Here is a 21,586-nt window from a genome sequence, read left to right on the forward strand (position 1 = left end):
GCGGGGGGGGGCGCCTTTAAGCAGCGGGGGGGGGGGGGGGGCCCGGGGGGGGGGGGGGCCCCCCGGCGGGGGCCCCCCCCCGCGGGGGGGCCCCCCCGGGGGGGGCGGGGGGGGCCCGCCGCTCGGGCTGGGGCCGGGTCAGTCGCGATGGTGGCGGCCGGTCGACCGCAACGACCGCCGACCGTTCTCCTGCTCGGGTTCGTTGTCCGCGATCGGACCGCTCAGGCCGGCGACCCAGTCCACGTACTCCTCGTCCTGTGCCGTCAGCGGCTCGGACTCCCGGTCCGCCGGAGCGTCCTCGGCCCGGGGCCGGTTGCGCCGGAACAGCCCCAGCCGACCACGGTTCCGTCCCCCGGGCTGCTCGGCCGGGCCGGCCGACGCCGCGCCGTCGGCCGGCGTCCCGGGTCCCTCTGCGGCAGCGGTCCCGTTCCCCGACGCGGCGTCCACCGGCGTCGGCGCGGGGCCCCCGGGCCGCGCGGTGGCGAGGGCGTCCCAGTTCGCCGCCCGGGCCAGGTCGGGCAGCGGGGCCCGGTGTCGGGGCCGGGGCGCCGGCTCGGGCGTGGGCTCCGCGGCGGCCGGGCGGGGCGCGTCGAGGGCGTCGTCGGGCCCGACCCGGGGCGCTGCCGGCCACGCCGGTGCGGGTCGCCAGGCCGGCCGGGGCGCCGGGTCCGGCTCGCCGCCCGGACCAGCCGCCGGCTCGTCGCTGGGCAGGAGTGGCACCGCGCGCGGACCGCTGTCGTCCGGATCCGGCGCGTGGGAGCCGACCCCGGACGTCGTGCCGGACACGCCGGCGGCCGGGGCGGCCTTGTCGATCCGATCCGCTCCGGCGGCCGGACGGACTTCGGCGGTCGGACGGACTTGGGTGGTGGGAACTGCCTCGGCCGCGGGACCGACTTCGGCGGTCGGGCCTACCTCGGTGGTCGGGGCCGGTTCGGCGGCACTGCTCGCCGTCTGAGCGGTTGCGGTGGCCCCGGCCGGCCGTGTCCCTGCCGCAGCGGCGGTGGCCGGTGCCGTGGCCTGAGCGCCGGCACGCGGTGCCGCCGGTGGGGTCGCCGGATCGGCGGGGGAGTCGATGACCGCGGGCGTCCGGTCGGCGCTGTTCGCCGCCGCGGCCGCCGGCTGTTTCGTCGACCGGGGCTTGCGGGTGCGGCGGGGCTTGGGGGCGGCCGGGACGGCCGGCTGCGCGGGGGGCGCGGCGGCCTCGGCCGCAGCCGGTGGGTGCTCGGCCGCAGCCGGTGGTTGCTCGGCCGCAACCGGTGGTTGCTCGCCCGCAGCCGTAGTGGCCTGGGCGCCCTCGTCGGCGCGGTCCCGCCTGGCGGCGGGCACGGCCTCCACCGGGGGCGGCGATCCGGCCGCTCCCGTCGCGTCCGTAGCCGCCGGGACCGGCGATCCCGCCGCATCCGTTGCGGCTGGCGGCTCGGCCGATCGCGCCGCATCCGTCGCCGCCGACGGCGCGGCGGAAGCCGCCGCATCCGTTGTCGTCCGCGACCTGGCCGGTTGTGCCGTGTCGGCGACCGGCGGGGCCGGCGATCGTGGCGGCGGCGCCGTATCCGTTGCCGGGTGCGCCGCATCCGAAACCGGCGGGGGTGGCGATCCGGCAGACGCCGCCCCGTCTGTGACCGGTGCTGACTCGGCGGGTTGTGCCGCGTCCGTGACCGGTGGTGATTCGGCAGAGGCCGCCGCGTCTGTGACCGGTGGGGGTGGCGATCCGGCGGAGCGCGGGGCGTCCGTCGTCGCCGCTGACCCGACCGGGTGCGCCGCGTCCGTGACCGGCGGGGGCGACGATCCGGCAGAAGCCGCAGAGGCCGCCGCGTCCGTCGTCGCCGGTGCCCCGGCCGGGTGTGCCGCGCCCGTGACCGCCGGGGGCGGCGATCCCGCGGTCCGGCCCCGGGCCACGGACGTCGAGGCCGGAGCGGCGGCGGGTGTCGTCGGGACGGTGGTGCCGTCGGCCGGCCAGTCCCAGTGCGCCGGGACGGCCCGGGGCGGCGGGGCGTCGTCGCCGGCGGTCCCGCCGGGGTCCGTACCCCCGGGCCGGTCGGCGGCCACGCGCCCGGCGTCGGTCAGGTCGACCGTCGCCGGCTCGTCGGCGCCGGCGGCCGGCTCCGGGGCGTGCGGCAGCGCGGGACCGGTGGGCAGCGGGCGCAGGATGTCGGTCGGCTCGATGGCGCCGCCGGGGGCGGTGCGCGTGACGAGCGGCCAGCGCAGCAGCGCGGCGGCGGCCGAACCGAGCGCGCCGGCGGCCACCGCGAACAACGCTCCGTAGTACGGCGTGAGCTGGTAGCGGTCGGTCGCGTCGCCCGGACCGGCGGTCAGGTAGGCGAACGCCACCAGCACCGGACCTGCCACCCCGATCGCGCCGTTGACCAGCGGCGGGTGGCCGCGCCACCGGGCCAGCCCGCCGGTCGCCGCGCCGGCGAGCAGCGCCACCAGAGGCAGGAGCACCAGGGCCAGTCGCTGGGCCGCGCCGGCGTCGAGCCAGGCCGGCTCCAGCACCCCGAGTCGTACGCTGGGCAGCGGCCCGGTCGAGGCGACCGACGGCGCCGTCGACAGCAGCGCCAGCAGCCAGACCGCGCCCGCGACCGCCGCCATGTTCCATCCCACCGGCGGCCGGAGCAGGACGGCGAGTGCGGCGCCCGCGCCGGCCAGCGCGCCGAGGACGGCGCAGATGCCGACGGCCCAGACCGGGTCCATCGCGACGAGTTCGGCGGCCCGGGCGGGCTGCATGCAGAGCGGCGCGACGACGGTCGCGCCCAGCGCGGCGCCGCTGGCGACGGCGAGGTGGCGGCCGGTGCCGGCCACCATGCCGTCCCGGCGGGCGAGGCGTTCGGTGAGCACCGCGCCGACCACGGCGGCGTTGGCGGCGAACCAGCCCGCCCAGACGAGCTGGGCCGGCCACTGGTTGACGGTGGCGCCGGTGAAGGTGCCGGCGAGCCGGACGATGCCGAAGCCGAACGCGACGCCGAGCTGACCGGCCCCGGCCAGCAGGCTCACCCCGAGCGCCGTGAGCAGCAGTCTGCCCCAGGTCCGATAGGCCATGTCCGGCACGTTACGCACCTGTTGGGCAGGCCGCCACCGGCGCGCCGCGAGCGGGGTCGGCCCGCCCGGCCAGCGGTTACTTCAGCTCGACCAGCCGCGCCAGGTACGTCGTGTCGCCGACGTTGGTCAGCATGTGCACGGCGCCCGGGTCCCGGTAGACCACCCCACCGGTCGGCTCGTCGGCGTCGATCGTGGTCCCGTCGAGCTGCGTGTCGGTCATCGGGTGCCGTCCAGCCGGGGGAGCACCTCGGCTGCGATGAGCTCCAGGTGGTCGAGGTCCGCGACGTCGATCAGCCGCAGGTGCACCCGGGTGGCGCCGATCGCGGCGAACTCCCCGATCCGGTCGACGAGCTGCGCGGGCGAGCCGACCACCGGGTCCTCCGGCGGCAGCGCGCTCTTGACGTGCAGCGGGGCGGCCCGGCGCTGCGCCTCGGCGTCGGTACGGCCGATCGCGACCACGATCCCGGCGGAGAGCGTCAGCGGGCCGCGCCCGGACTCGGCCCGGCCGACCCGGTCGCAGGCCTCCCGCACCCGGTCGTACGCCTCGGCGGTCTCCTCGACGGTCTTGAACGGCATGTTGAACTCGTCGGCGTACCGGGCGGCGAGTTCGGGGGTGCGCTTCGGGCCGCGCCCGCCGACGATGACCGGCGGGCCGGGCACCTGCACCGGCTTCGGCAGGGCCGGGGCGTCGACCAGCCGGTAGTGGTCGCCGGTGAAGCTGTACGTCTCGCCCGGCGGGGTCCGCCACAGCCCGGTGATGACCTCCAGCTGCTCGGCCAGCCGGTCGAAGCGCTCGCCGACCCGGGGGAACGGGATGCCGTACGAGGTGTGCTCCCGCTCGTACCAGCCGGCGCCGATGCCCAGCTCGACCCGGCCGCCGCTCATCTGGTCGACCTGGGCCACCATCACCGCCAGCGGGCCGGGCAGCCGGAAGGTCGCCGAGGTGACCAGGGTGCCGAGCCGGATCCGGGTGGTCTCCCGGGCCAGCGCGGCCAGGGTCAGCCAGGCGTCGGTCGGGCCGGGCAGCCCCGGCTCGTCGCCCATCGCCTGGTAGTGGTCGGCGCGGAGGAAGCCCTCGAAGCCGCCGTCCTCGGCCAGCCGGGCGAAGCGGAGCTGGTCGTCGTAGGTGGCGCCCCGGTGCGGCTCCGTGAAGACGGAAACCCGCATGCTCATCGTCCCTCCGCGCCGGCCGGCGCCGGCAGGTCCCGTTCCATGAGGAGTTCGTGCAGGTCGGCGCTGACCCGGGCGACGTCCGCCAGGTGCGCGTTGCGGCCGAGGGTGCGCGGTCGGGGGATGTCCACGTCGACCACCTTGCGGATCCGGCCGGGCCGGGGGCTGAGTACGACCACCCGGTCGGCCAGCAGCACCGCCTCGTCGATCGAGTGGGTGACGAAGACGACGGTGGCCCCGGACGTCATGTGCACGCGTTGCAGCTCTCCGGAGAGTTCCTCGCGGGTGAGCGCGTCGAGCGCGGAGAACGGCTCGTCCATCAGCATCACCCGGGGCTCGCCGATCAGCGACCGGCACAGCGACACCCGCTGTTGCATGCCACCGGAGAGCTCGTGCGGCAGCCGCTTCTCGAAGCCGCCCAGCCCGGCGAGGTCCAGCAGCTCCCGGGCACGGTCGCGGTGCTTGGCCCGCTTCCAGCCGAACATCTCGACGGGGAGCAGGACGTTGTCCAGCACCGTGCGCCAGGGGAGCAGGGCCGGCCGCTGGAACAGCATGGCGATGTCGCGGCGGGGCTTGGTGATCGGCGTGCCGGCCACGGTGATCTCGCCGTCGGACACCGGCAGGAGGCCGGCGACCAGGCGCAGCAGTGTGGACTTGCCGCACCCGGAGCGGCCGAGGACCGCCACGAACTCGCCCTCGGCGACGTGCAGGTCGATGCCGCGCAGCGCCTCCACCCGGCCACCGCGGCCGTCGAAGGTGCGGGACACCCCGGACAGGCGGATCATCTCCGGCGGCCTCCCTGATTCGACGATCAGCAGTCGCGGCACAGGGTAGCCGGCCTGCCTCCGTGTCGCACCGTCCGGGGTGGATCACCTGACCAACCGCGGTGGATGACGGCGAGCCGTCACAGGTGGACACGAGTTGTGTCCGTACCGCAACCCGATACGGCTGGCACCGCAAAGGTTGTTTTCTCGTACGCTGTGCCCGCGATGGATCCCCTCACGACGGTGGAGCCGGCAACCCCTCCGCCGGCCCGCCAGACAACCCCCACCGGGCGGCGGCGAGCCGTACCGGTCGGAAAGGACATGGTGCACTGATGAGAAGGCTGACCCGTACGGTCGCCACAGCCGCGCTGGCCACCGCCCTCGCCCTGGTCTCCGCGTGCAGCGGCTCGGACTCCGGCGACGACGCCAAGGGCGGCAACGGCGGGGCGCTGGAGAAGGTGACCTACCTCACCTCGTTCGGCAACTTCGGCCGTGACTCCTACGCCTGGGTGGCGAAGGAGAAGGGCTTCTTCAAGGAGGCCGGGTTCGACGTCGAGATCAAGCCGGGGCAGGGCACCGGCATGGTGATCCAGACGATCGTCGGCGGGCAGGCCCACTTCGGCCCGATCGACCTCACCGGTGGGCTGCTCCAGTTCGGCAACGGCCAGGCCAAGGACTTCGTCGCGGTCGCCGCCATCCAGCAGCGCACCATGGCCGCCATCGCGACCGTCGAGGGCAAGGGCATCGCGTCGCCGAAGGACCTGGAGGGCAAGAAGCTCGCCGACACCCCCACCTCCGTCGTCCGCAACCTCTTCCCGACGTACGCCCGGATGGCCGGCGTGGACGCGAGCAAGGTCACCTGGGTCAACGGCGACGCGCAGACCCTGATGGGCACGCTCGCCTCCGGCGCGGTGGACGGCATCGGCCAGTTCGTCGTCGGCCAGCCGACCATCGAGACGGTGACCAAGAAGAAGGCCGTCCTGCTGCCCTACAGCAACGTGATGCAGGACCTCTACGGCAACGTGCTGATCACCTCCTCGAAGATCGCCAAAGAGAAGCCGGAGATGGTCAAGCGATTCACCGCGGCCCTGATGAAGGGCCTGGAGTACTCGCTGGCCAACCCGCAGGAGGCGGGCAACATTCTGAAGAAGAACGTCGACGCCGCCAACCCGGCCTCCGCCGCCGCCGAGCTGCAGCTGATGGCCGGCTACGTGCGGTCCAGCAACTCCGGCACCCAGCTCGGCACCCTGGACAGCGGCCGGGTGGCCAAGAGCATCGCGATCCTGCAGGGCGCCGGCCAGCTCAAGCAGAACATCACCCCCGACCAGATCATCGACTTCAGCCTCGCGCCGAAGGCCTGACCGACGCCGACCGTGCCGCGGGGGTGCGACCCACCGGGATGACCGGAGGGCGCACCCCCGCCGCGTGCCGGCCCCGGCCGGCAGGAGAGGAGGACCCGTGACGGAGACGACAGGTACCCGGTCCGGCCCCACCGAGGCGGGGCGCGAGTCCGCCGTCCCGGCCCCGGCGAGCGCGCCCGGGGTGGCGACGCCCACCACGCCGCCGGTTTCGGCGGCTGCCCGCCGGTCCGGCGTACGCCCGGCGGCCGTCGGTCTGCCGCTGCTCGGCGCGGTGATCGCGCTGATCGTCTGGTGGCTGGTCACGTCGGTGCTGGAGCTGGTGCACCCGGCGTCCCTGCCGCCGCCGCAGGCGGTGTGGAATTCGTTGACCGCGTCGGCCGACGTGCTGCTGCCGGCGCTGGGGGTGACCACCCTGCTGACGCTGGTCGGCTTCCTGCTCTCGGCGGTCGCCGGGGTGCTGATCGGGATGGCCCTGGCCGCGTCCCGCCGCGTCGAGCGGATGTTCGCGCCGCTGCTGGTGGCGGTCAACGCGGTGCCGAAGATCGCCCTCGGCCCGCTGCTGGTGGTCTCGGTCGGCTGGGGGGAGAAGCCCATCCTGACCATGGTGTTCCTGCTGTGCTTCTTCCCGATCGTGCTCTCCACCGCGACGGGTCTCACCACCACCCCGGCGGACCTGGCCGAGCTGGCCAGGTCGCTGAACGCGTCGTGGTGGCAGGCGTTCCGCAAGGTGCGCTTCCCGGCCGCGCTGCCGCAGGTCTTCGTCGGCCTCAAGGTGGCGATGCCGCTGGCGGCGATCGGCGCGGTGATCGGCGAGTTCTACTCGGACAAGCCGGGGCTTGGCTACCAGATCCTGCAGTACAACGGCATCGGCGACACCGCGACCGCCTGGGCGGCGATCGTGCTGATCGCGCTGATGAGCATCCTGCTCTACAGCGCCCTCTCCCTGGTCGAGCGGCTCGCGCTGCCCTGGGTCCGGGCCACCACGTCGGCCCGGTGACCGTCGTCAACGGGTGACCGGTGACCCGCGTCGACCGATGGCCCGCGTCGACGGATGGCCCGCTGGACAGCCAAGGTGTGGCCCGCCGTACCCGGCGCAGGGATCAAGCCTGACCGCCCGGAGCCGGGTACGGCGGGCCACACCGCCCAACCACCCTCACCCCGCGAGGCGCCACCGGCCGTTGCGGGCGACCAGGGTGGTCAGGGCCTGGGGCATCAGGCCGGAGTGGTTGTCCGGCGTCATCCGGATCGGGCCGGACAGGCCGTCCATCTGCGACGTCTCCAGCACGTCGCGGATGCCGTCGCGGTCGACCCGGCCGGGCTCGCCGCCGGCGCGCAGTTCGGCGTCGGCGATGAGCTGCACGGCGTCGGCCGCGAACGAGGACGAGCCGTTGTAGCCGCCGAACCGGGCGGTGTAGTCCTGGAACCACTGCCGGCGGGCCGCCTTCGCCGGGGTGGTGGCGATGACGTCGTCGATCACCATGGTCTGGGTGAAGACCATGGTCGCCCGCTCGGTCGCCCGGGCGGCGGCCCCGAGGAAGAGGTCGCCGGCGGCCGCCGCGTCGAAAAAGAGTGATCCCTTGAACTTGGCCTGCTGGGCCGCGGTGGCGGCCAGCGCCGCCTGCTCCGGCGGGGTCCACACCACCAGTGCGTCCGGCTCGTCCTCGGTCAGCGCCTTGACCTGCTCGCCGACCTCGGTGTCGGTGGTCTTGACCGACTCCGCACGCGGTGGCTTGATGCCGCTCTTCGCGAACTCGCTGCGCAGCGCGGCCAGACCCTCGCGGCCGTAGTCGTCGTCGCTGTGCAGCACGCCGGCCGTCTTGACGCCGTTGCGTCGCATCTCGACGGCGAGGGCGGCGGCGCTGTCGGCCGCGTTCGGGGCGAGCTTGAACACGTACCGCCGGTCGGCGATCGGGCTGGCCACCGCGCCGGACGAGGCGAGCGCAATGGTGGGAATTCGCTTCTCGTTGATGGCCCGGACGGCGCCGACCGCGCAATCGTTGCAGCCGCCCATGATGATCGCGCTGACTTGGGAATCGGCGCTGAAGTCACCGATGTTGCGCAGCGACTCGGCCGCGTCCGACCGGTTGTCCTTCACCTTGAGTTCGATCCTCCGGCCGTTCAGCGCGCCCGAGGAGTTAAGTTGCTCGATCTTCAGTTCCAGCGCCCGCTGGTACGTCTTGCCGACGGTCGCCGCCGCGCCGGAGAGTTCGAGGTCCGCCGCGATGACGATGGGACTGGTGTCCTGCTCGTCCGCGCCGAACTGGCAGCCGGTGAGCGTGGTGGCCAGCACGGCCGATGCGAGCGCCGCGGCGGTCGCGGAGCGGATGGTGCTCAACTCAGTCCTCCAGATGCGGCCCGGGCGCTGCCCGGTCACCGCCGGTTGTTTCCGTCCTCAGTGGAGAAACGGTATCGGTCTGCCGTACGGTGTGCGCGAAGCCTGCAAAACCTTGCCAACGCCGGGCCCTGTGGTCAAGCGCGGGCGTCGGAGGCGTTTCGGGACGCGTATCCCACATGGTGGGGCTGCGAGAAGTCTGCCAGCGCTTACTAATCCGACATGGCTGACCACCCTGGAGTTACATGCCCTGTTCACGGGCGTGGAGAATTGAAGGTATTAGTTGACCGGATCACGGGATGCGTGCCCTCCGACCGTTTCCTTCCCCACTGCGACTTCCCAAACAGGATCGCTTCTGATGAAATCGCGGCCGTGCCGCGTGTGGCGCAGTCCGCTGCACCGGGCGCGAGTCGGCGGGGCAGGCGTGGAAGAAACGACGGAGGCGATGTCGTGAGCACCGGACCGACGACCCTGCCCGACGGCGGCGAGAGGGAGCAGGCGAAGCGCCGGCGCATGCCCCGGCTGCGCGACGCGCGGATCCGCTCCAAGCTCGCGCTGATCCTGGTGGTGCCGGTCGCCGCGGTGATCGCGCTGGCCGCCGTCCGGCTCATCTCCGTCGGCGAGGGCGCCTACGACGCGACCCGGGCCCGGTCCCTGACCGCGCTCTCCATCGACATTTCCGCGATGACCCAGGACCTGCACGCCGAGCGGATGGCGGCGTCCGCCTTCCTGGCCGCGCCGCAGCAGAAGGCCGACACCTACAACCTGCGGGTGCGCAGCACCGACGAGCGGATCAACGCCTACCGGGCGGAGCGCGGGCGGATCGGCGACGTCCCGGCAGCCGTCGGGGACCGGCTGGCGACCATCGACGAGCACCTGGAGACGCTGGCCGCCACCCGGCAGAAGGTGCTGGACCGCCAGCAGATGGCGGTCGCCGAGGCGGCGCTGCGCTACGGGGTCATCATCACCGACCTGGTCGCGTACGGCGACGGGCTCGCCCAGCTGCCCGGCGAGGAGCAGCTCGCCGACGCCCGGCGTGCGGTCGCCGCGTTCGCCCGCGCCAAGGCGGCCGTCGCCGAGGAGCAGTCGGTCGCCTTCACCGCGCTGAGCGCCGGCGCGCTCGACGAGGAGCAGTTCTCCTCCTTCGTCGCCACCCTGACCAGCCAGCAGGAGGCGCTGCTCGCCTTCTCCCTGGCCGCCGACCCGACCCAGCGCGCACTCGTCGACGGCACCGTCTCCGGCGACGCGGTCACCCTCGCCGACCGGGTCGCGGCCGACATCACCCGCTCGGTCGGGCAGCGCCCGCTGGTGACCGCCCAGGACGCCACCGCCGCCTTCGGCGCGGTCAACGACCTCATGCGGTGGGCCGAGATCCGGCTCCAGGACCGGCTTCTCGACCAGGCCGACCAGGCCCTCTCGGACGTCATCCGGCAGGCCGTCGTCGAGTCGGTGCTGGTGCTGCTCACGCTCGCCATCGCGGTCAGCCTCGCCGTGGTGCTGGCCCGCTCGCTCAACCGCTCGCTGCGCCGGCTGCGGGAGGGTGCCCTCTCGGTGGCCAACCACGACCTGCCGGACGCGGTGAAGCGGCTCCAGAACGTCGGCAACGTCGGCGACGGCGGCGTCGACGAGATCGTCCGGGAGGTGCGCGACCCGATCCGGCTCGACAGCCGCGACGAGGTCGGGCAGGTGGCGCTCGCCTTCAACGTCGTGCACCGCGAGGCGGTCCGCGTGGCCGCCGAGCAGGCCGCGCTGCGTACCAGCGTCTCGGCGATGTTCCTCAACCTGGCCCGCCGCAGTCAGACCCTGGTCGACCGGATGATCGGCGAGCTGGACGCGATCGAGCGCGGCGAGGAGGACCCGAAGCGGCTGGCGCAGCTCTTCGAGCTGGACCACCTCGCCACCCGGATGCGCCGCAACGACGAGAACCTGCTCGTCCTGGCCGGCGCCGACTCGGCCGTGCCGCGCCGCGACGACGCCCTCCTGGTGGACGTGCTGCGCGCCGCGCAGTCCGAGGTCGAGCTCTACAACCGGATCGAGTTCGGCACCGTCGACACCGACATCTCGGTGGCCGCGCACGCGGTCAACGACGTGGTCCGGCTGGTCGCCGAGCTGCTCGACAACGCCACCCGCTTCTCGCCGCCGACGACGACCGTGGTCGCCGACGGCCGGCGCATCCGGGACTACGTGCTGATCCAGGTGGAGGACCGGGGCCTCGGCCTGACCGACGAGCAGCTGGACTCGCTGAACCGCCGGCTGGCGGCCCCGCCGAGCGTCGACGTCGCGGCGTTCCGGCTGATGGGTCTGGCCGTGGTCAGTCGGCTCGCCTCCCGCTACGGCATCCGGGTGGAGCTGCGCCGCAACGTGGAGGGCGGCACCGTCGCCCAGGTGACGCTCCCCGCCGCGACGGTGGTGCTGCCGCAGCTTCCCAGCCGCGACCAGCAGATCACCCGGCCCCGGCAGCCGCTCGCCGTCGAGCAGACGCCGCTCACCCCCGTCGGTCTCGGCGAGCCGCTCGCCGGAACGGGGCGTACCGCCACCCTCACCGACCAGTGGCGGTCCGCGCCGGCGCCGTGGCAGGCGCCCGAGCAGGCGCGGGACGCCGCGTCCCCGGTGCAGGCCGGCGGCCTTACCGGGACGCCGTCGTCGGCCCCTCCGGCGACGCCGGCCCAGCCGACCTTCACCGGCGGCGGGGTCTCGGTCGGCACGCCGACCGTCGCCTACCCTGCCGTCGAGCCGCTGCCCAAGCGTGTCCCCGCGGCGGAGGCCGCCGCGCCGGCCGCGCCGGTGCTGCCGGCCGGCCCGGTCGCCGGCCAGCCGGCCGCCACCCCGCTGCCGGCCGGTCCCGCCGCGGCGGGCGGATTCGGAGCGGGTGCGGGCCGTGGCCTCGGGGCCAACCTGGCTGCCACCGCCCCGGCCGCACCGGTCACCCCGGCCGCGCCGATCACCCCGCGCGCCGAGCTGCCGGCCGAGGCGCCCATCTTCCGCGAGATGGAGGCGGTGTGGTTCCGTTCGCACGGCAACGACGCCACCGCCATCTTCACCCGCCCGGACTTCAGCCAGCCGCCGCAGGCCCAGCCGTCCGCCGGCCAGCCGGCTGCGGCCCAGCCGACGACGGGCGAGTCACGCCCGCCACGGCTGCCCACGCGTACGCCGGGCAGCACGGCCACCCCGCCGCCCGCGCAGCCGCCGCCGCCGTCGTACACCCCGCCGGCCCCGGCCCCGGCCCCGGCGCGGCCCGTGACGCTGGACGCGCCCCCCGCGCCGCCGGCCACGACGCCGGCCGCGGACCCGCCGCCGGCGGCGCCCGCGACGGACGCGGACGCCTGGCGGACGGCGGCCGACGAGGGCTGGTCCCGGGCCAGCCGGGCCGCGGAGCCGGCCGCCGCCGGCACCACCCGCTCCGGGCTGCCCAAGCGGGTGCCGCAGGCGCAGCTCGTGCCCGGCGGGATCGAGCCCCAGGGCGGCCGCGACCGCAGCCGGCGCACCCCCGACGAAGTACGGGGCCTGTTGTCGGCCTACCACCGCGGCGTGCAGCGCGGCCGGGCGGCCGGAACGGACCAGAACAGCACCTCGACCAAGGAGACGAGTCGATGAACAGGCCAGCGGCCATGCAGGACATGAGTTGGTTGCTCACCAACTTCGCCGACAGCGTGGCGGGCATCGCCCACGTGGTGGCGGTGTCCGCCGACGGGCTGCTGCTCGCCTCCTCGCGGGACCTGCCCGCGGACCGGGCGGACCAGCTCGCGGCGATCACCTCGGGCGTGGTCAGCCTGACCGAGGGCGCCGCCCGGATGTTCAGCGCCGGCGGTGTGCTGCAGACGGTCATCGAGATGGACAGCGGCTACCTCTTCCTGATGTCGATCAGCGACGGTTCGTCGATGGCGGTGCTGGCGGCCCGCAGCTGCGACGTCGGGCAGGTGGGTTACGAGATGGCGCTCCTGGTCGAGCGGGTCGGCGCGGCGCTGGTGCCGCTGCCCCGGGACGCCGTGCGGTCGTAGCCGGGTCGCGACGCGGGCTCCGCGTCGGCGAGGGATGAGGAGACCGGTGCCAGAAGGGCCCGGCCGGGAAGGGGAGGTGATCGCGGATGGACCAACGGCGCGCGGACCCGCGCGGCGCGCTGGTACGGCCGTACGCCGTCACCCGCGGTCGGACCGAGGCGCAGATGGACATCGCCCTGGAGGCGGTCCTGTCGGCCAGCCCCACCCAGGTCGCGGAGTCCCGCTTCGCGGGGCACGACAAGCACCGCATCGCCACCGTCTGCGAGGGGCGGGCGCAGTCGCTGGCCGAGATCGCCGCGTACACCCGGATGCCGCTGGGCGTCACCCGGGTGCTGGTCGCCGACATGGTGGCCGAGAGCCTGCTGACGCTACACACTGCCGCTCCCGCCGAGGGGTTCGAGGAGCGGATGGAAATCCTTGGAAGGGTGCTAAGTGGACTTCGCAGGCTATGACCCCGCCGGGGCCCGCCAGAGCCGGGGAATCATCTCCGCGAAGATCGTGGTCGCGGGCGGCTTCGGCGTGGGCAAGACGACCCTGGTCGGCGCGATCTCGGAGATCACCCCACTGAGAACCGAGGCGGTGATGACCGCGGCCGGGGTCGGCATCGACGACCCGTCCAAGGTGCCGGGAAAGCAGACCACCACGGTCGCCATGGACTTCGGCCGGATCACCATGGCCGAGGACCTGATCCTGTACCTCTTCGGCACGCCCGGCCAGACCCGGTTCTGGTTCATGTGGGACGAGATCATCAAGGGCGCGGTGGGCGCGGCCGTCCTCGTGGACACCCGCCGGATCACCGACGCCTTCGCGCCGCTGGACTACTTCGAGAACCGCCGGCTGCCGTACGTGGTGGCGTTGAACCGGTTCGACGGCGCGCCGCAGTACGAGCTGGAGGAGGTCCGGGAGGCGCTGGCCATCTCGCCGGACGTGCCGCTGGTGTTGACCGACGCCCGGCACCGGGAGTCGGTCAAGCAGGTGCTGGTGACCGTCGTGGAGCACGCCATGATCCGCCTCCAGTCCGAGCACGGCCGCGGCTTCCCGGCTCCGGTCGGCTGAGAACGGCCACGGCTGGGCGGTGCCCTTGGCCGCCCCGGTGCGGGCGGCAGGGGCCACCCTGCCGGGTCAGTCGACCCGGAGCCGGTAGCCGCGCTTGACGACGGTCTGCACCACCCGGGGCGCCCGCAGCCCGGCGCGCAGCCGGGCGACCGCCATCTCCACCGCGTGCTCGTCGGCGCCGCGCGGCAGCGTCCGCAGCAGCGCGGTCCGGGACAGCACCCGGCCGGGGGAGTGGGCCAGCGCCCGGAGCACGGCCATCGGCGCCGGGGCCAGCGGACGCAGCTCGCCGTCGACCAGGGCGGCGTGCCCGCGCAGGGTGAGCAGGTGGCCGGCCGCCTTCAGGGTGACCGTGCGGCGCGGCAACTCGTCCACGATGGTCCGGACCAGGGCGCCCAGCCGCGCCCGGGACGGCGCGCTGACCGGCACCCCGCGCCGCAGCAGCGGCTCCGCGGTGACCGCCCCCACGCAACTGGCCAGCACGTCGCGCCGGAACGCGTCCAGCACCGCGTCGCCGCGGTCCCCGGCGGCGCGCAGCAGCGCCTCCGCCGCCGGGGCCGAGGTGAACGTGACGGCGTCGACCAGCCGGCCGGCGACCAGGTCGATCAGGCGGTGCAGCGGGGCCGGGTCGGTCGGTGCCGCCCACCGGTAGACCGGCACCTCGATCACGGTGGCCCCGGCCGCCTCCAGCGCCATCGTGCACTCCGGCTGCCGCTCGCCGTGCAGCTGCATGGCGATCACCTGCCCGGCGACGCCGCGCCGGCACAGGTGGTCGACCACCTCGTCGCAACTCTCCGATTCCGGTGACCACTGGTCGTGCAGGCCGGCGGCGCGGATCGCCCCGCGCGCCTTGGGGCCCCGGGCCACCACGTAGGCGTCGGCGAGGACGCCGCGCAGCGGCTCGGCCAGCCCCCAGCCCTCGGCGGCCTCCAGCCAGCCGCGCATCCCGATGCCGGTGTTGGCCATCAGGATGTCGGGTGGCCGGTCCAGGCAGGCCCGGGTGGCCTCGCGCAGGTCGGTGTCGTCGGCCAGCGGCACGATCCGCAGGGCCGGGGCGATCACCACCCGGGCGCCCCGCCGCTGGAGCAGCGCGGCGAGTTCGTCCCGCCGGCGGTCGGCGGTCACCCCGATGGTGAAGCCGGCCAGTTCGTCGCGCATTCACCCCTCCTGTCGCAGCCGCACCTCGACCAGCCCGTTCCGGCAGCGCACCTCGTGCCGGGGCACGGCGACCCCGGGCAGGTCCAGACAGACCCCGGTGCGCAGGTCGTACGCCTGCTTGTGCAGCGGCGAGGCGACCGTCGGCACCCGGCCCCGGCTGCCGACGATGCCCCTCGACAGCACGTACGCCCGGCCGACCGGGTCGAGGTTGTCGAGGGCGAACAGCCCGTCGGCGGTGCGGAAGAGGGCCACCTGCACGCCGTCGACCAGCGCCGCGACGCCCCGCTCGGGCTCCAGCCGGTCGAGCGGGCAGACGGGCGTCCAGGCGCGCGTCGCGGCGGCCGGGACCGTGGCGGTCGTCGGCATCGCGGCGGTCGTCGGCATCGCGGTGGTCGTCGTGGTCATCGCCGTACCTCCGGCAGTCCGGTCGTGGTGGTGGTCATGGCCGCACCTCCGGCATCCCGAGCGCGACCGGCGGCCGGCCCTCGGCCCCGGGCACGCGGTTCGCCGGGACCGGCTGGCCGCGTTCGAGCGCGAAGGTGATCGACGGGTCGGGCACCCCGGGGGCGTTGACGAAGGAGGCGAACCGGCGCAGCCGGACCGGGTCCTCCAGCACGTCCCGCCACTCGTCGGAGTACGACTCGACGTGCCGGGCCATCGCGGCGTCGAGTTCGGCGCACAGGCCGAGCGAGTCGTCCACGACGACGGCGCGCAGGTGGTCGAGGCCGCCGTCCATCGCCTCGATCCAGGCGGCGGTGCGTTGCAGCCGGTCGGCGGTGCGGATGTAGTACATCAGGAATCTGTCGATCAGCAGGATCAGCGCTTCCGTGGACAGATCAGTGGCGAAGAGGTCGGCGTGCCGGGGCCGGAAGCCGCCGTTGCCGCCGACGTAGAGATTCCAGCCGGTGTCGGTGGCGATGATGCCGAAGTCCTTGCTGCGGGCCTCGGCGCACTCGCGGGCGCAGCCCGACACCGCCGACTTGATCTTGTGCGGGGCGCGCAGCCCCCGGTAGCGCAGCTCCAGGGCGATGGCCAGCCCGACCGAGTCCTGCACCCCGTACCGGCACCAGGTCTCGCCGACGCAGGACTTCACCGTGCGCAGCGCCTTGCCGTACGCGTGGCCGGACTCGAAGCCGGCGTCGACCAGGCGGCGCCAGATCTGCGGAAGCTGCTCGACCCGGGCCCCGAACAGGTCGATCCGCTGTCCTCCGGTGATCTTCGTGTAGAGCCGGAAGTCGCGGGCCACCTCGCCGATCACGATCAGCTTCTCCGGGGTGATCTCCCCGCCGGGGATCCGGGGCACCACCGAGTAGCTGCCGTCCCGTTGCAGGTTGGCCAGGAAGTGGTCGTTGGTGTCCTGCAACGACGCCCGCTCCCCGTCGAGCACGTGCCCGGTGCCGAGGGAGGCGAGGATGGAGGCCACCACCGGCTTGCAGATGTCGCAGCCGCGCCCCCGACCGTGCTCGGCGATGAGCTGGGAGTACGTCCGGATGTCACGCACCCGGACGATGTCGAACAGCTCCTGCCGGCTGGCGTCGAAGTGCTCGCAGAGCGCGGTGGACTGCCGCACCCCGGCCGCGTCGAGGAGCTGTTTGAGCATCGGCACGCAGGAGCCGCAACTGGTGCCCGCCCGGGTGCACGCCTTCAGCGCCGGCACGTCCGCGCAGCCGCCGGCGATCGCGTCGTCGACGTCGGCGCGGGTCACCGCGTTGCAGGAGCAGACCTGGGCGGCGGCCGGCAGCGCCCCGGCCCCCGCGCCCGCCGCGCCGGAGGGGGCGAGCAGCGCCAGTGGGGGCGCGGGCAGCGGCCCGCCGACGCTGGCCCGCAGCGTCGGGTAGGCGCTCGCATCACCGACCAGCACCCCGCCGAGCAGGGTCTTCGCATCGTCGGAGAGGACCAGTTTGGCGTACACCCGGGTGGCCGGGTCGGTGAACGTGACGTCGAGGCAGCCCTCGGAGACGCCGTGCGCGTCGCCGAACGAGGCCACGTCCACGCCGAGCAGCTTCAGCTTCGTGGCGGTGTCCGCGCCCGGGAAGGTGGCCGCCCCGCCGACCAGCCGGTCGGCGACCACCTCGGCCATCGCGTAGCCGGGGGCGACCAGGCCGTGGCAGGTGCCGTCGACCGCCGCGCACTCGCCGACCGCCCAGACCCGCTCGTCGGCCGTCCGGCACGCGCCGTCGACCAGCACCCCGCCGCGCGGGCCGAGCGCCAGCCCGGCGGCCCGGGCCAGCTCGTCGCGGGGTCGGATGCCGGCCGCCACCACCACCAGTTCGGCGTCGACCACCGTGCCGTCGGCCAGCTCCAGCCCGGCGGCGGTGCCGTCCGGGCCGGGCCGGATCGCGGTGGTGGCGACGCCCAGGTGGGTGGTCACGCCCAGCTCGTCGACGTACCGGCGGAGCATCGCGCCACCGGCCGGGTCCACCTGCACCGGCATCAGCCGCGGCGCGAACTCCACCACGCTGGTGGCCAGCCCCAGCAGCCGCAGCGCGTTCGCCGCCTCCAGCCCGAGCAGCCCGCCGCCGATCACCGCCCCGGTGCGCCGGCCGCGCGCGTGTTCCCGGATGGCCGCCAGGTCGTCCAGCGTGCGGTAGACGAAGACCCCGGGCAGGGTCGCCCCGGCCACCGGCGGTACGAAGGCGGACGAGCCGGTGGCCAGCACCAGGGCGTCGTACGGGTGCTCGCCGGCCGCCGTGCGCACCACCCGCCGCGCCCGGTCGACCGCCGTCGCCGGCTCGCCCAGGCGCAGTTCCACCCCGTCGTCGGGGGTGTGCAGGTTCAGCTCCTCGGCGCCCACACCGTCGAAGAACGCCGAGAGCCGCACCCGGTCGTACGCCGGACGGCTCTCCTCGGCGAGCACGGTGATCCGCCACCGCCGCTCGGGGTCGCGGGCGCGCAGCGCGTCGACGAAGCGCTGCCCGACCATGCCGTTGCCGACGACGACCAGCCTGCCGGCATGCGGCACCGTCGCACCGGGCCTGCTGATTCGCTCGCTCATTGCGCCACCTCCACCGAATCCACCTCGGACAGCCAGTCGACGATGCCGGCGACCGCGTCCCGGCAGCCGCCGCATCCGGTGCCGGCCCGGGTCGCGGCGACCACGGCGTCGACCGTCCGGGCCCCGGAACGCCAGCAGTCCACCAGCGCCCCCTTGCTGACGTTGTTGCACTGGCAGACGGTCGCCGCGTCCGGCATCAGGGCCGGGGACGCGGCGGGCGCCGCCGGGGCCGCGCCGAAGGCCCGGCCGAGCAGCAGCGAGCGCCGGTCGGCCGGCACCGGCTGACCGCGGTCGAAGAGCTGGACGACCGTGCCGACCGCCGGGTTGTCGCCGAGCAGGATCGCGGCGGTCAGCCGCTCGTCGCGGATGCGCAGCCGGGCGTACGTGCCCCGGGCCGGGTCGGCGAAGGTCAGCTCCTCGCCGGCCCCGCCGTCGGCCGGGTCGCCCATGGCGGCGAGGTCGATGCCGGCCGCCTTCAGTCGGGTCACCACCGGGCGGGGGCGGTAGCGGACCAGCGGGTCCTCGCCCGTGAGCACCTGCGCCACCACCCTGGCCTGCGCCCAGGCCGGGGCGACCAGCCCGGTGAGGACGCCGTCGTGCTGGGCGCAGTCGCCGATCGCCGAGATCCGCCGGTCGCTCGTGCGCAGCCGGTCGTCGACCAGCACGCCGCGATCCACGGCCAGCCCGGCCGCGGCGGCGAGGGCGATGTCGGGGCGTACCCCGCAGGAGAGGACCAGCAGGTCGGCGGTGAGCGACCGGCCGTCGGCCAGGTCGAGGCGGACCCCGTCGTCGTCCGCGGCCACCCGGGTGGCCGACACGGCCAGGTAGGTGGTCACCCCGAGGCCCGCGAGCGTGCCGGCCAGCACGGCGGCGCCGGCCGGGTCGAGCTGCCGTTCCATCAGGTACGGCACCGGGTGCACCACCCCGACGTCGAGGCCCCGGGCGGCGAGCCCGCGGGCAGCCTCCAGCCCGAGCAGCCCGCCGCCGAGCACCAGGGCGCTGCGCGCGCCCTCGGCGACGGCGAGGATCCGCCGGCAGTCGTCCAGCGTGCGGAACGGGACCACCCGCGCCGGCAGGTCGGGCCCGTCCAGGCCGGACAGCGGGGGCACCACGGCCCGGCTGCCCGTGGCGAGCACCAGATGGTCGTACGCGATGCGGTCGCCGTCGTCGGTGCGGACCGCGCCGGCGGCCGGGTCGATCGCGGTGGCGGTCACCCCGGTACGCAGGTCGACGCCCTGCCCGGCGGCCTCGGCCAGTTCCACGTCCGCCTCGCCGATCTTGCCGGCCAGCAGCGTGGAGAGCATGATCCGGTTGTACGCCCGGTGCGGCTCGGCCCCGAGCACGGTGACCTTCCGCTCCCCGCCCCGGGCGTGCAGCTCGGCGGCCAGCCGGGCGCCGGCCATCCCGTTGCCGACGATCACGACCCGCTCGGTCATGGTTCGTCCACCCTTTCCAGCCGGACGGCGCAGATCTTGAACTCCGGCATCCCGGAGACCGGGTCGACGGCGTCGTTGGTGACCGAGTTGGCCCGCGCGGCGCCGCCCCAGTGGAACGGCGCGAAGACCGTGTCCGGCCGGATGGCGGTGCTGAGCCGGGCCGGCGCGCGCAGCTCGCCCCGGCGGGAGATCACGCGCACCGGCGCGCCGTCGCCGATGCCCAGCCGGGCGGCCAGGTCCGGGTGCAGCTCGACGAAGGCGTCCGGGGCGGCCCGGCGCAGCGCGTCGACCCGGCGGGTCTGGGTGCCGGACTGGTACTGCGCGAGTACCCGGCCGGTGGTGAAGTGCAGCGGGTACTCGGCGCAGACCTCCTCGGCCGCCGGCCGGTGCTCCACCGGGTGGAACCGGGCCCGCCCGTCGGGGGTGGCGAAGCGGTCGGCGAAGAGCCGGGGCGTGTCCGGGCCGTCCTCGGCCGGGCAGGGCCAGAACACGCCGTCCCGCTCGTCGATCCGCTCCCAGCTCACCCCGGCGTAGTCGGCGATCCCGCCGGCCGAGGCCCGCCGCAGCTCCTCGAACACGGCCCGCGGGTCGCTGCCGTCCACCGCGCCGACACGACCCGGGCTGGGTGCAAGGAAGGGGCCCTTCCTATGCAGAATCCGATAAGAAGGTGCCCTTCCTTGCGCCTGGAGGCGGGCGGTGAGGGCGGCGAGGATCGCCAGGTCGGTGCGGACGCCGGCGGGCGGTGGGCGCAGGGCGCGGCGGCGCAGCACCCGGCCCTCCAGGTTGGTCATCGTGCCGTCCTCCTCGGCCCACTCGGCGGTGGGGAGCACCACGTCGGCCAGCGCGGCGGTCTCGGAGAGCAGGAGGTCGGCGACCACGAGCAGGTCGAGGTCGCGCAGTCGGCCTTCGACGCGGGCGGCCCGGGGCGCGGAGACCACCGGGTTGGAGCCGAAGACCAGCAGCGCTTTCGGCCCGGCCGGCGTGCCCAACGAGTCGAGCAGTTGGTACGCCGGCACACCCGGCCCGGGCAGCTCGTCGGCCGGCACGCCCCAGACCCCGGCGACGTGTTCGCGGGCGGCCGGGTCGTCGATCCTCCGGTAGCCGGGGAGCTGGTCGGCCTTCTGCCCGTGTTCCCGCCCGCCCTGCCCGTTGCCCTGCCCGGTGAGGCAGCCGTAGCCGGAGCCGGGGCGACCGGGCAGCCCCAGGGCGAGCGCCAGGTTGACGAAGCCGGTGACCGTGTCGACGCCCTTGGCGTGCTGTTCGGCGCCCCGCGCGGTCAGGATGATCACGCGCTCGGCGGTGCCGAGGGCCCGGGCGGTCGCCTCCAGGTCGGCCACCGGCACCCCGGAGAGCGCTTCGGCGCGGGCCGGCCACCAGCCCGCCACGCTGCGGCGGACCGTCTCGAAGCCGGTGGTGCGGGCGGACACGTAGTCCCGGTCGACCCAGCCCTCGGTGAGCGCGATGTGCAGCAGCGCGTTCGCCACCGCCAGGTCGGTGCCGGGCAGGGGTTGCAGGTGCAGGTCGGCCTGCCGGGCGGTGGCGGTGACCCGGGGGTCGACCACGATCAGCCGGCCGCCGCGCTCGCGCTGCTCGGTCAGCCAGCGCACCAGCGGGGGCATGGTCTCCGCCGGGTTCGCGCCGACCAGCAGCAGCGTGTCGGCCCGGCCCAGGTCGGCCAGCGGGAACGGCAGGCCCCGGTCGACGCCGAAGGCGCGCATCCCGGCCGCCGCCGCGGAGGACATGCAGAACCGGCCGTTGTAGTCGATGTGCCGGGTGCGCAGCGCCACCCGGGCGAACCTGCCGAGCGCGTACGCCTTCTCGTTGGTGAGCCCGCCGCCGCCGAAGACGGCCACCGCGTCCCGGCCGTGTCCGTCCTGGACGGCGCGGATGCCGGCGACGATCCGGTCGAGGGCGGCGTCCCAGCTCGCTGGGCGCAGCCGGCCGGTGTCGGGGTCGCGCAGCAGCGGGGTGGTCAGCCGTTCGGGGTGGTCGAGCAGCTCGGCGGCCGTCCAGCCCTTCTGGCAGAGGCCGCCCCGGTTGGTGGGGAACTGCCGGGGGAGCACCGCCACCCGGCCGGCCTCCTCGCGCAGCGTCATGCCGCACTGGAGGGCGCAGTACGGGCAGTGCGTCGCCACCTCCCGGGGCGTCCGCCCCGGCCGAGTCGTCGCCCGTGCACCGTCCGTCATGTCGGCAAAGCGTGCCGGCGGGCGGTTTCCGGTCCGGGTCCCGTTCGTTTCGGTCCTGTCAAGAGCCCCTCACACCGCACCGGAGCGGCGGGCCGAA

General features: G+C 75.1%; 15 protein-coding genes and 1 pseudogene. 6 read left to right on the top strand and 10 right to left on the bottom strand.

The annotated features are described in order from the left end of the window. Positions 1–138 precede the first annotated feature (138 nt). From ACGFZ2_RS05500 to ACGFZ2_RS05515, 4 genes and pseudogenes are all read right to left on the bottom strand, one after another. Positions 139–3,036: a hypothetical protein gene (locus ACGFZ2_RS05500; protein ID WP_393450510.1), complete on the bottom strand. Its 2,898-nt coding sequence runs from the start codon at positions 3,034–3,036 to the stop codon at positions 139–141. Between the two features lie 76 nt (positions 3,037–3,112). After that, positions 3,113–3,241 (bottom strand): annotated as a pseudogene (locus ACGFZ2_RS05505) (cupin); the annotation flags it as partial. Between the two features lie 11 nt (positions 3,242–3,252). Beyond that, positions 3,253–4,203 carry an LLM class F420-dependent oxidoreductase gene (locus ACGFZ2_RS05510; RefSeq protein WP_393261705.1) on the bottom strand — a complete coding sequence of 317 codons (951 nt, stop codon included), beginning with the start codon at positions 4,201–4,203 and terminating at the stop codon, positions 3,253–3,255. Positions 4,204–4,205: 2 nt separating this feature from the next. Continuing rightward, positions 4,206–4,991, bottom strand: coding sequence for an ABC transporter ATP-binding protein (locus ACGFZ2_RS05515; protein ID WP_393261630.1), 786 nt, complete (start codon positions 4,989–4,991; stop codon positions 4,206–4,208). A 311-nt stretch (positions 4,992–5,302) separates the two neighbouring features. Between ACGFZ2_RS05515 and ACGFZ2_RS05520 the strand changes: the two genes are divergently transcribed. Both ACGFZ2_RS05520 and ACGFZ2_RS05525 read left to right on the top strand, forming a co-directional pair. Beyond that, positions 5,303–6,331 carry an ABC transporter substrate-binding protein gene (locus tag ACGFZ2_RS05520; protein ID WP_393261627.1) on the top strand — a complete coding sequence of 343 codons (1,029 nt, stop codon included), beginning with the start codon at positions 5,303–5,305 and terminating at the stop codon, positions 6,329–6,331. A 97-nt stretch (positions 6,332–6,428) separates the two neighbouring features. Beyond that, positions 6,429–7,328 (top strand): ABC transporter permease, encoded by a 900-nt coding sequence (locus tag ACGFZ2_RS05525; protein ID WP_393450513.1) that lies wholly within the window; start codon positions 6,429–6,431, stop codon positions 7,326–7,328. Between the two features lie 156 nt (positions 7,329–7,484). Here ACGFZ2_RS05525 and ACGFZ2_RS05530 read toward each other — a convergent pair whose 3' ends face one another. Then, positions 7,485–8,666, bottom strand: coding sequence for an ABC transporter substrate-binding protein (locus ACGFZ2_RS05530; protein ID WP_393261622.1), 1,182 nt, complete (start codon positions 8,664–8,666; stop codon positions 7,485–7,487). A gap of 447 nt (positions 8,667–9,113) precedes the next feature. On the opposite strand from ACGFZ2_RS05530, the gene ACGFZ2_RS05535 reads away from it, so the two are divergent. The 4 genes from ACGFZ2_RS05535 to ACGFZ2_RS05550 all read left to right on the top strand — a co-directional run bounded on the left by ACGFZ2_RS05535 (position 9,114) and on the right by ACGFZ2_RS05550 (position 13,717). Next, positions 9,114–12,257: a nitrate- and nitrite sensing domain-containing protein gene (locus tag ACGFZ2_RS05535; RefSeq protein WP_393261620.1), complete on the top strand. Its 3,144-nt coding sequence runs from the start codon at positions 9,114–9,116 to the stop codon at positions 12,255–12,257. Next, positions 12,254–12,661 (top strand): roadblock/LC7 domain-containing protein, encoded by a 408-nt coding sequence (locus ACGFZ2_RS05540; protein ID WP_067359650.1) that lies wholly within the window; start codon positions 12,254–12,256, stop codon positions 12,659–12,661. The genes ACGFZ2_RS05535 and ACGFZ2_RS05540 overlap by 4 nt, the downstream gene beginning before the upstream one ends. Before the next feature lie 86 nt (positions 12,662–12,747). Continuing rightward, complete coding sequence (locus ACGFZ2_RS05545; protein ID WP_393450516.1) at positions 12,748–13,113, top strand: DUF742 domain-containing protein; 366 nt, start codon at positions 12,748–12,750, stop codon at positions 13,111–13,113. Continuing rightward, a complete protein-coding gene (locus tag ACGFZ2_RS05550; RefSeq protein ID WP_357455296.1) occupies positions 13,094–13,717 on the top strand; it encodes an ATP/GTP-binding protein in 624 nt (207 codons plus the stop codon). Before ACGFZ2_RS05545 ends, ACGFZ2_RS05550 begins: the two co-directional genes overlap by 20 nt. Before the next feature lie 66 nt (positions 13,718–13,783). Here ACGFZ2_RS05550 and ACGFZ2_RS05555 read toward each other — a convergent pair whose 3' ends face one another. The 5 genes from ACGFZ2_RS05555 to ACGFZ2_RS05575 all read right to left on the bottom strand — a co-directional run bounded on the left by ACGFZ2_RS05555 (position 13,784) and on the right by ACGFZ2_RS05575 (position 21,489). Then, complete coding sequence (locus ACGFZ2_RS05555; protein ID WP_393261616.1) at positions 13,784–14,872, bottom strand: uroporphyrinogen-III synthase; 1,089 nt, start codon at positions 14,870–14,872, stop codon at positions 13,784–13,786. Continuing rightward, the gene (nirD, locus tag ACGFZ2_RS05560; protein ID WP_393451435.1) at positions 14,873–15,238 is read right to left on the bottom strand and encodes a nitrite reductase small subunit NirD; all 366 of its coding nucleotides are present in this window, start codon (positions 15,236–15,238) and stop codon (positions 14,873–14,875) included. 73 nt (positions 15,239–15,311) lie between these two features. Beyond that, positions 15,312–17,867 (bottom strand): nitrite reductase large subunit NirB, encoded by a 2,556-nt coding sequence (gene nirB, locus ACGFZ2_RS05565; protein WP_393450519.1) that lies wholly within the window; start codon positions 17,865–17,867, stop codon positions 15,312–15,314. Next, entirely contained in the window at positions 17,864–19,303 is a 1,440-nt protein-coding gene (locus ACGFZ2_RS05570) for an FAD-dependent oxidoreductase (protein ID WP_393450522.1), read from the bottom strand. Before ACGFZ2_RS05570 ends, nirB begins: the two co-directional genes overlap by 4 nt. Continuing rightward, positions 19,300–21,489, bottom strand: coding sequence for a molybdopterin oxidoreductase family protein (locus tag ACGFZ2_RS05575; protein ID WP_393450525.1), 2,190 nt, complete (start codon positions 21,487–21,489; stop codon positions 19,300–19,302). The genes ACGFZ2_RS05570 and ACGFZ2_RS05575 overlap by 4 nt, the downstream gene beginning before the upstream one ends. Positions 21,490–21,586 lie beyond the last annotated feature (97 nt).

It is taken from the genome of Micromonospora sp. NPDC048063 (assembly GCF_043202855.1).
GTDB lineage: Bacteria > Actinomycetota > Actinomycetes > Mycobacteriales > Micromonosporaceae > Micromonospora.

Bases quoted from the DNA above. Each gene is read 5' to 3' on its own strand.
- ACGFZ2_RS05570 (WP_393450522.1), bottom strand. From the start codon at position 19,303: ATGACCGAGCGGGTCGTGATCGTCGGCAACGGGATGGCCGGCGCCCGG.
- ACGFZ2_RS05545 (WP_393450516.1), top strand. From the start codon at position 12,748: ATGGACCAACGGCGCGCGGACCCGCGCGGCGCGCTGGTACGGCCGTAC.
- ACGFZ2_RS05575 (WP_393450525.1), bottom strand. From the start codon at position 21,489: ATGACGGACGGTGCACGGGCGACGACTCGGCCGGGGCGGACGCCCCGG.
- ACGFZ2_RS05520 (WP_393261627.1), top strand. From the start codon at position 5,303: ATGAGAAGGCTGACCCGTACGGTCGCCACAGCCGCGCTGGCCACCGCC.
- ACGFZ2_RS05555 (WP_393261616.1), bottom strand. From the start codon at position 14,872: ATGCGCGACGAACTGGCCGGCTTCACCATCGGGGTGACCGCCGACCGC.
- ACGFZ2_RS05515 (WP_393261630.1), bottom strand. From the start codon at position 4,991: ATGATCCGCCTGTCCGGGGTGTCCCGCACCTTCGACGGCCGCGGTGGC.
- ACGFZ2_RS05500 (WP_393450510.1), bottom strand. From the start codon at position 3,036: ATGGCCTATCGGACCTGGGGCAGACTGCTGCTCACGGCGCTCGGGGTG.
- ACGFZ2_RS05510 (WP_393261705.1), bottom strand. From the start codon at position 4,203: ATGCGGGTTTCCGTCTTCACGGAGCCGCACCGGGGCGCCACCTACGAC.
- ACGFZ2_RS05540 (WP_067359650.1), top strand. From the start codon at position 12,254: ATGAACAGGCCAGCGGCCATGCAGGACATGAGTTGGTTGCTCACCAAC.
- nirB (WP_393450519.1), bottom strand. From the start codon at position 17,867: ATGAGCGAGCGAATCAGCAGGCCCGGTGCGACGGTGCCGCATGCCGGC.
- nirD (WP_393451435.1), bottom strand. From the start codon at position 15,238: ATGCCGACGACCGCCACGGTCCCGGCCGCCGCGACGCGCGCCTGGACG.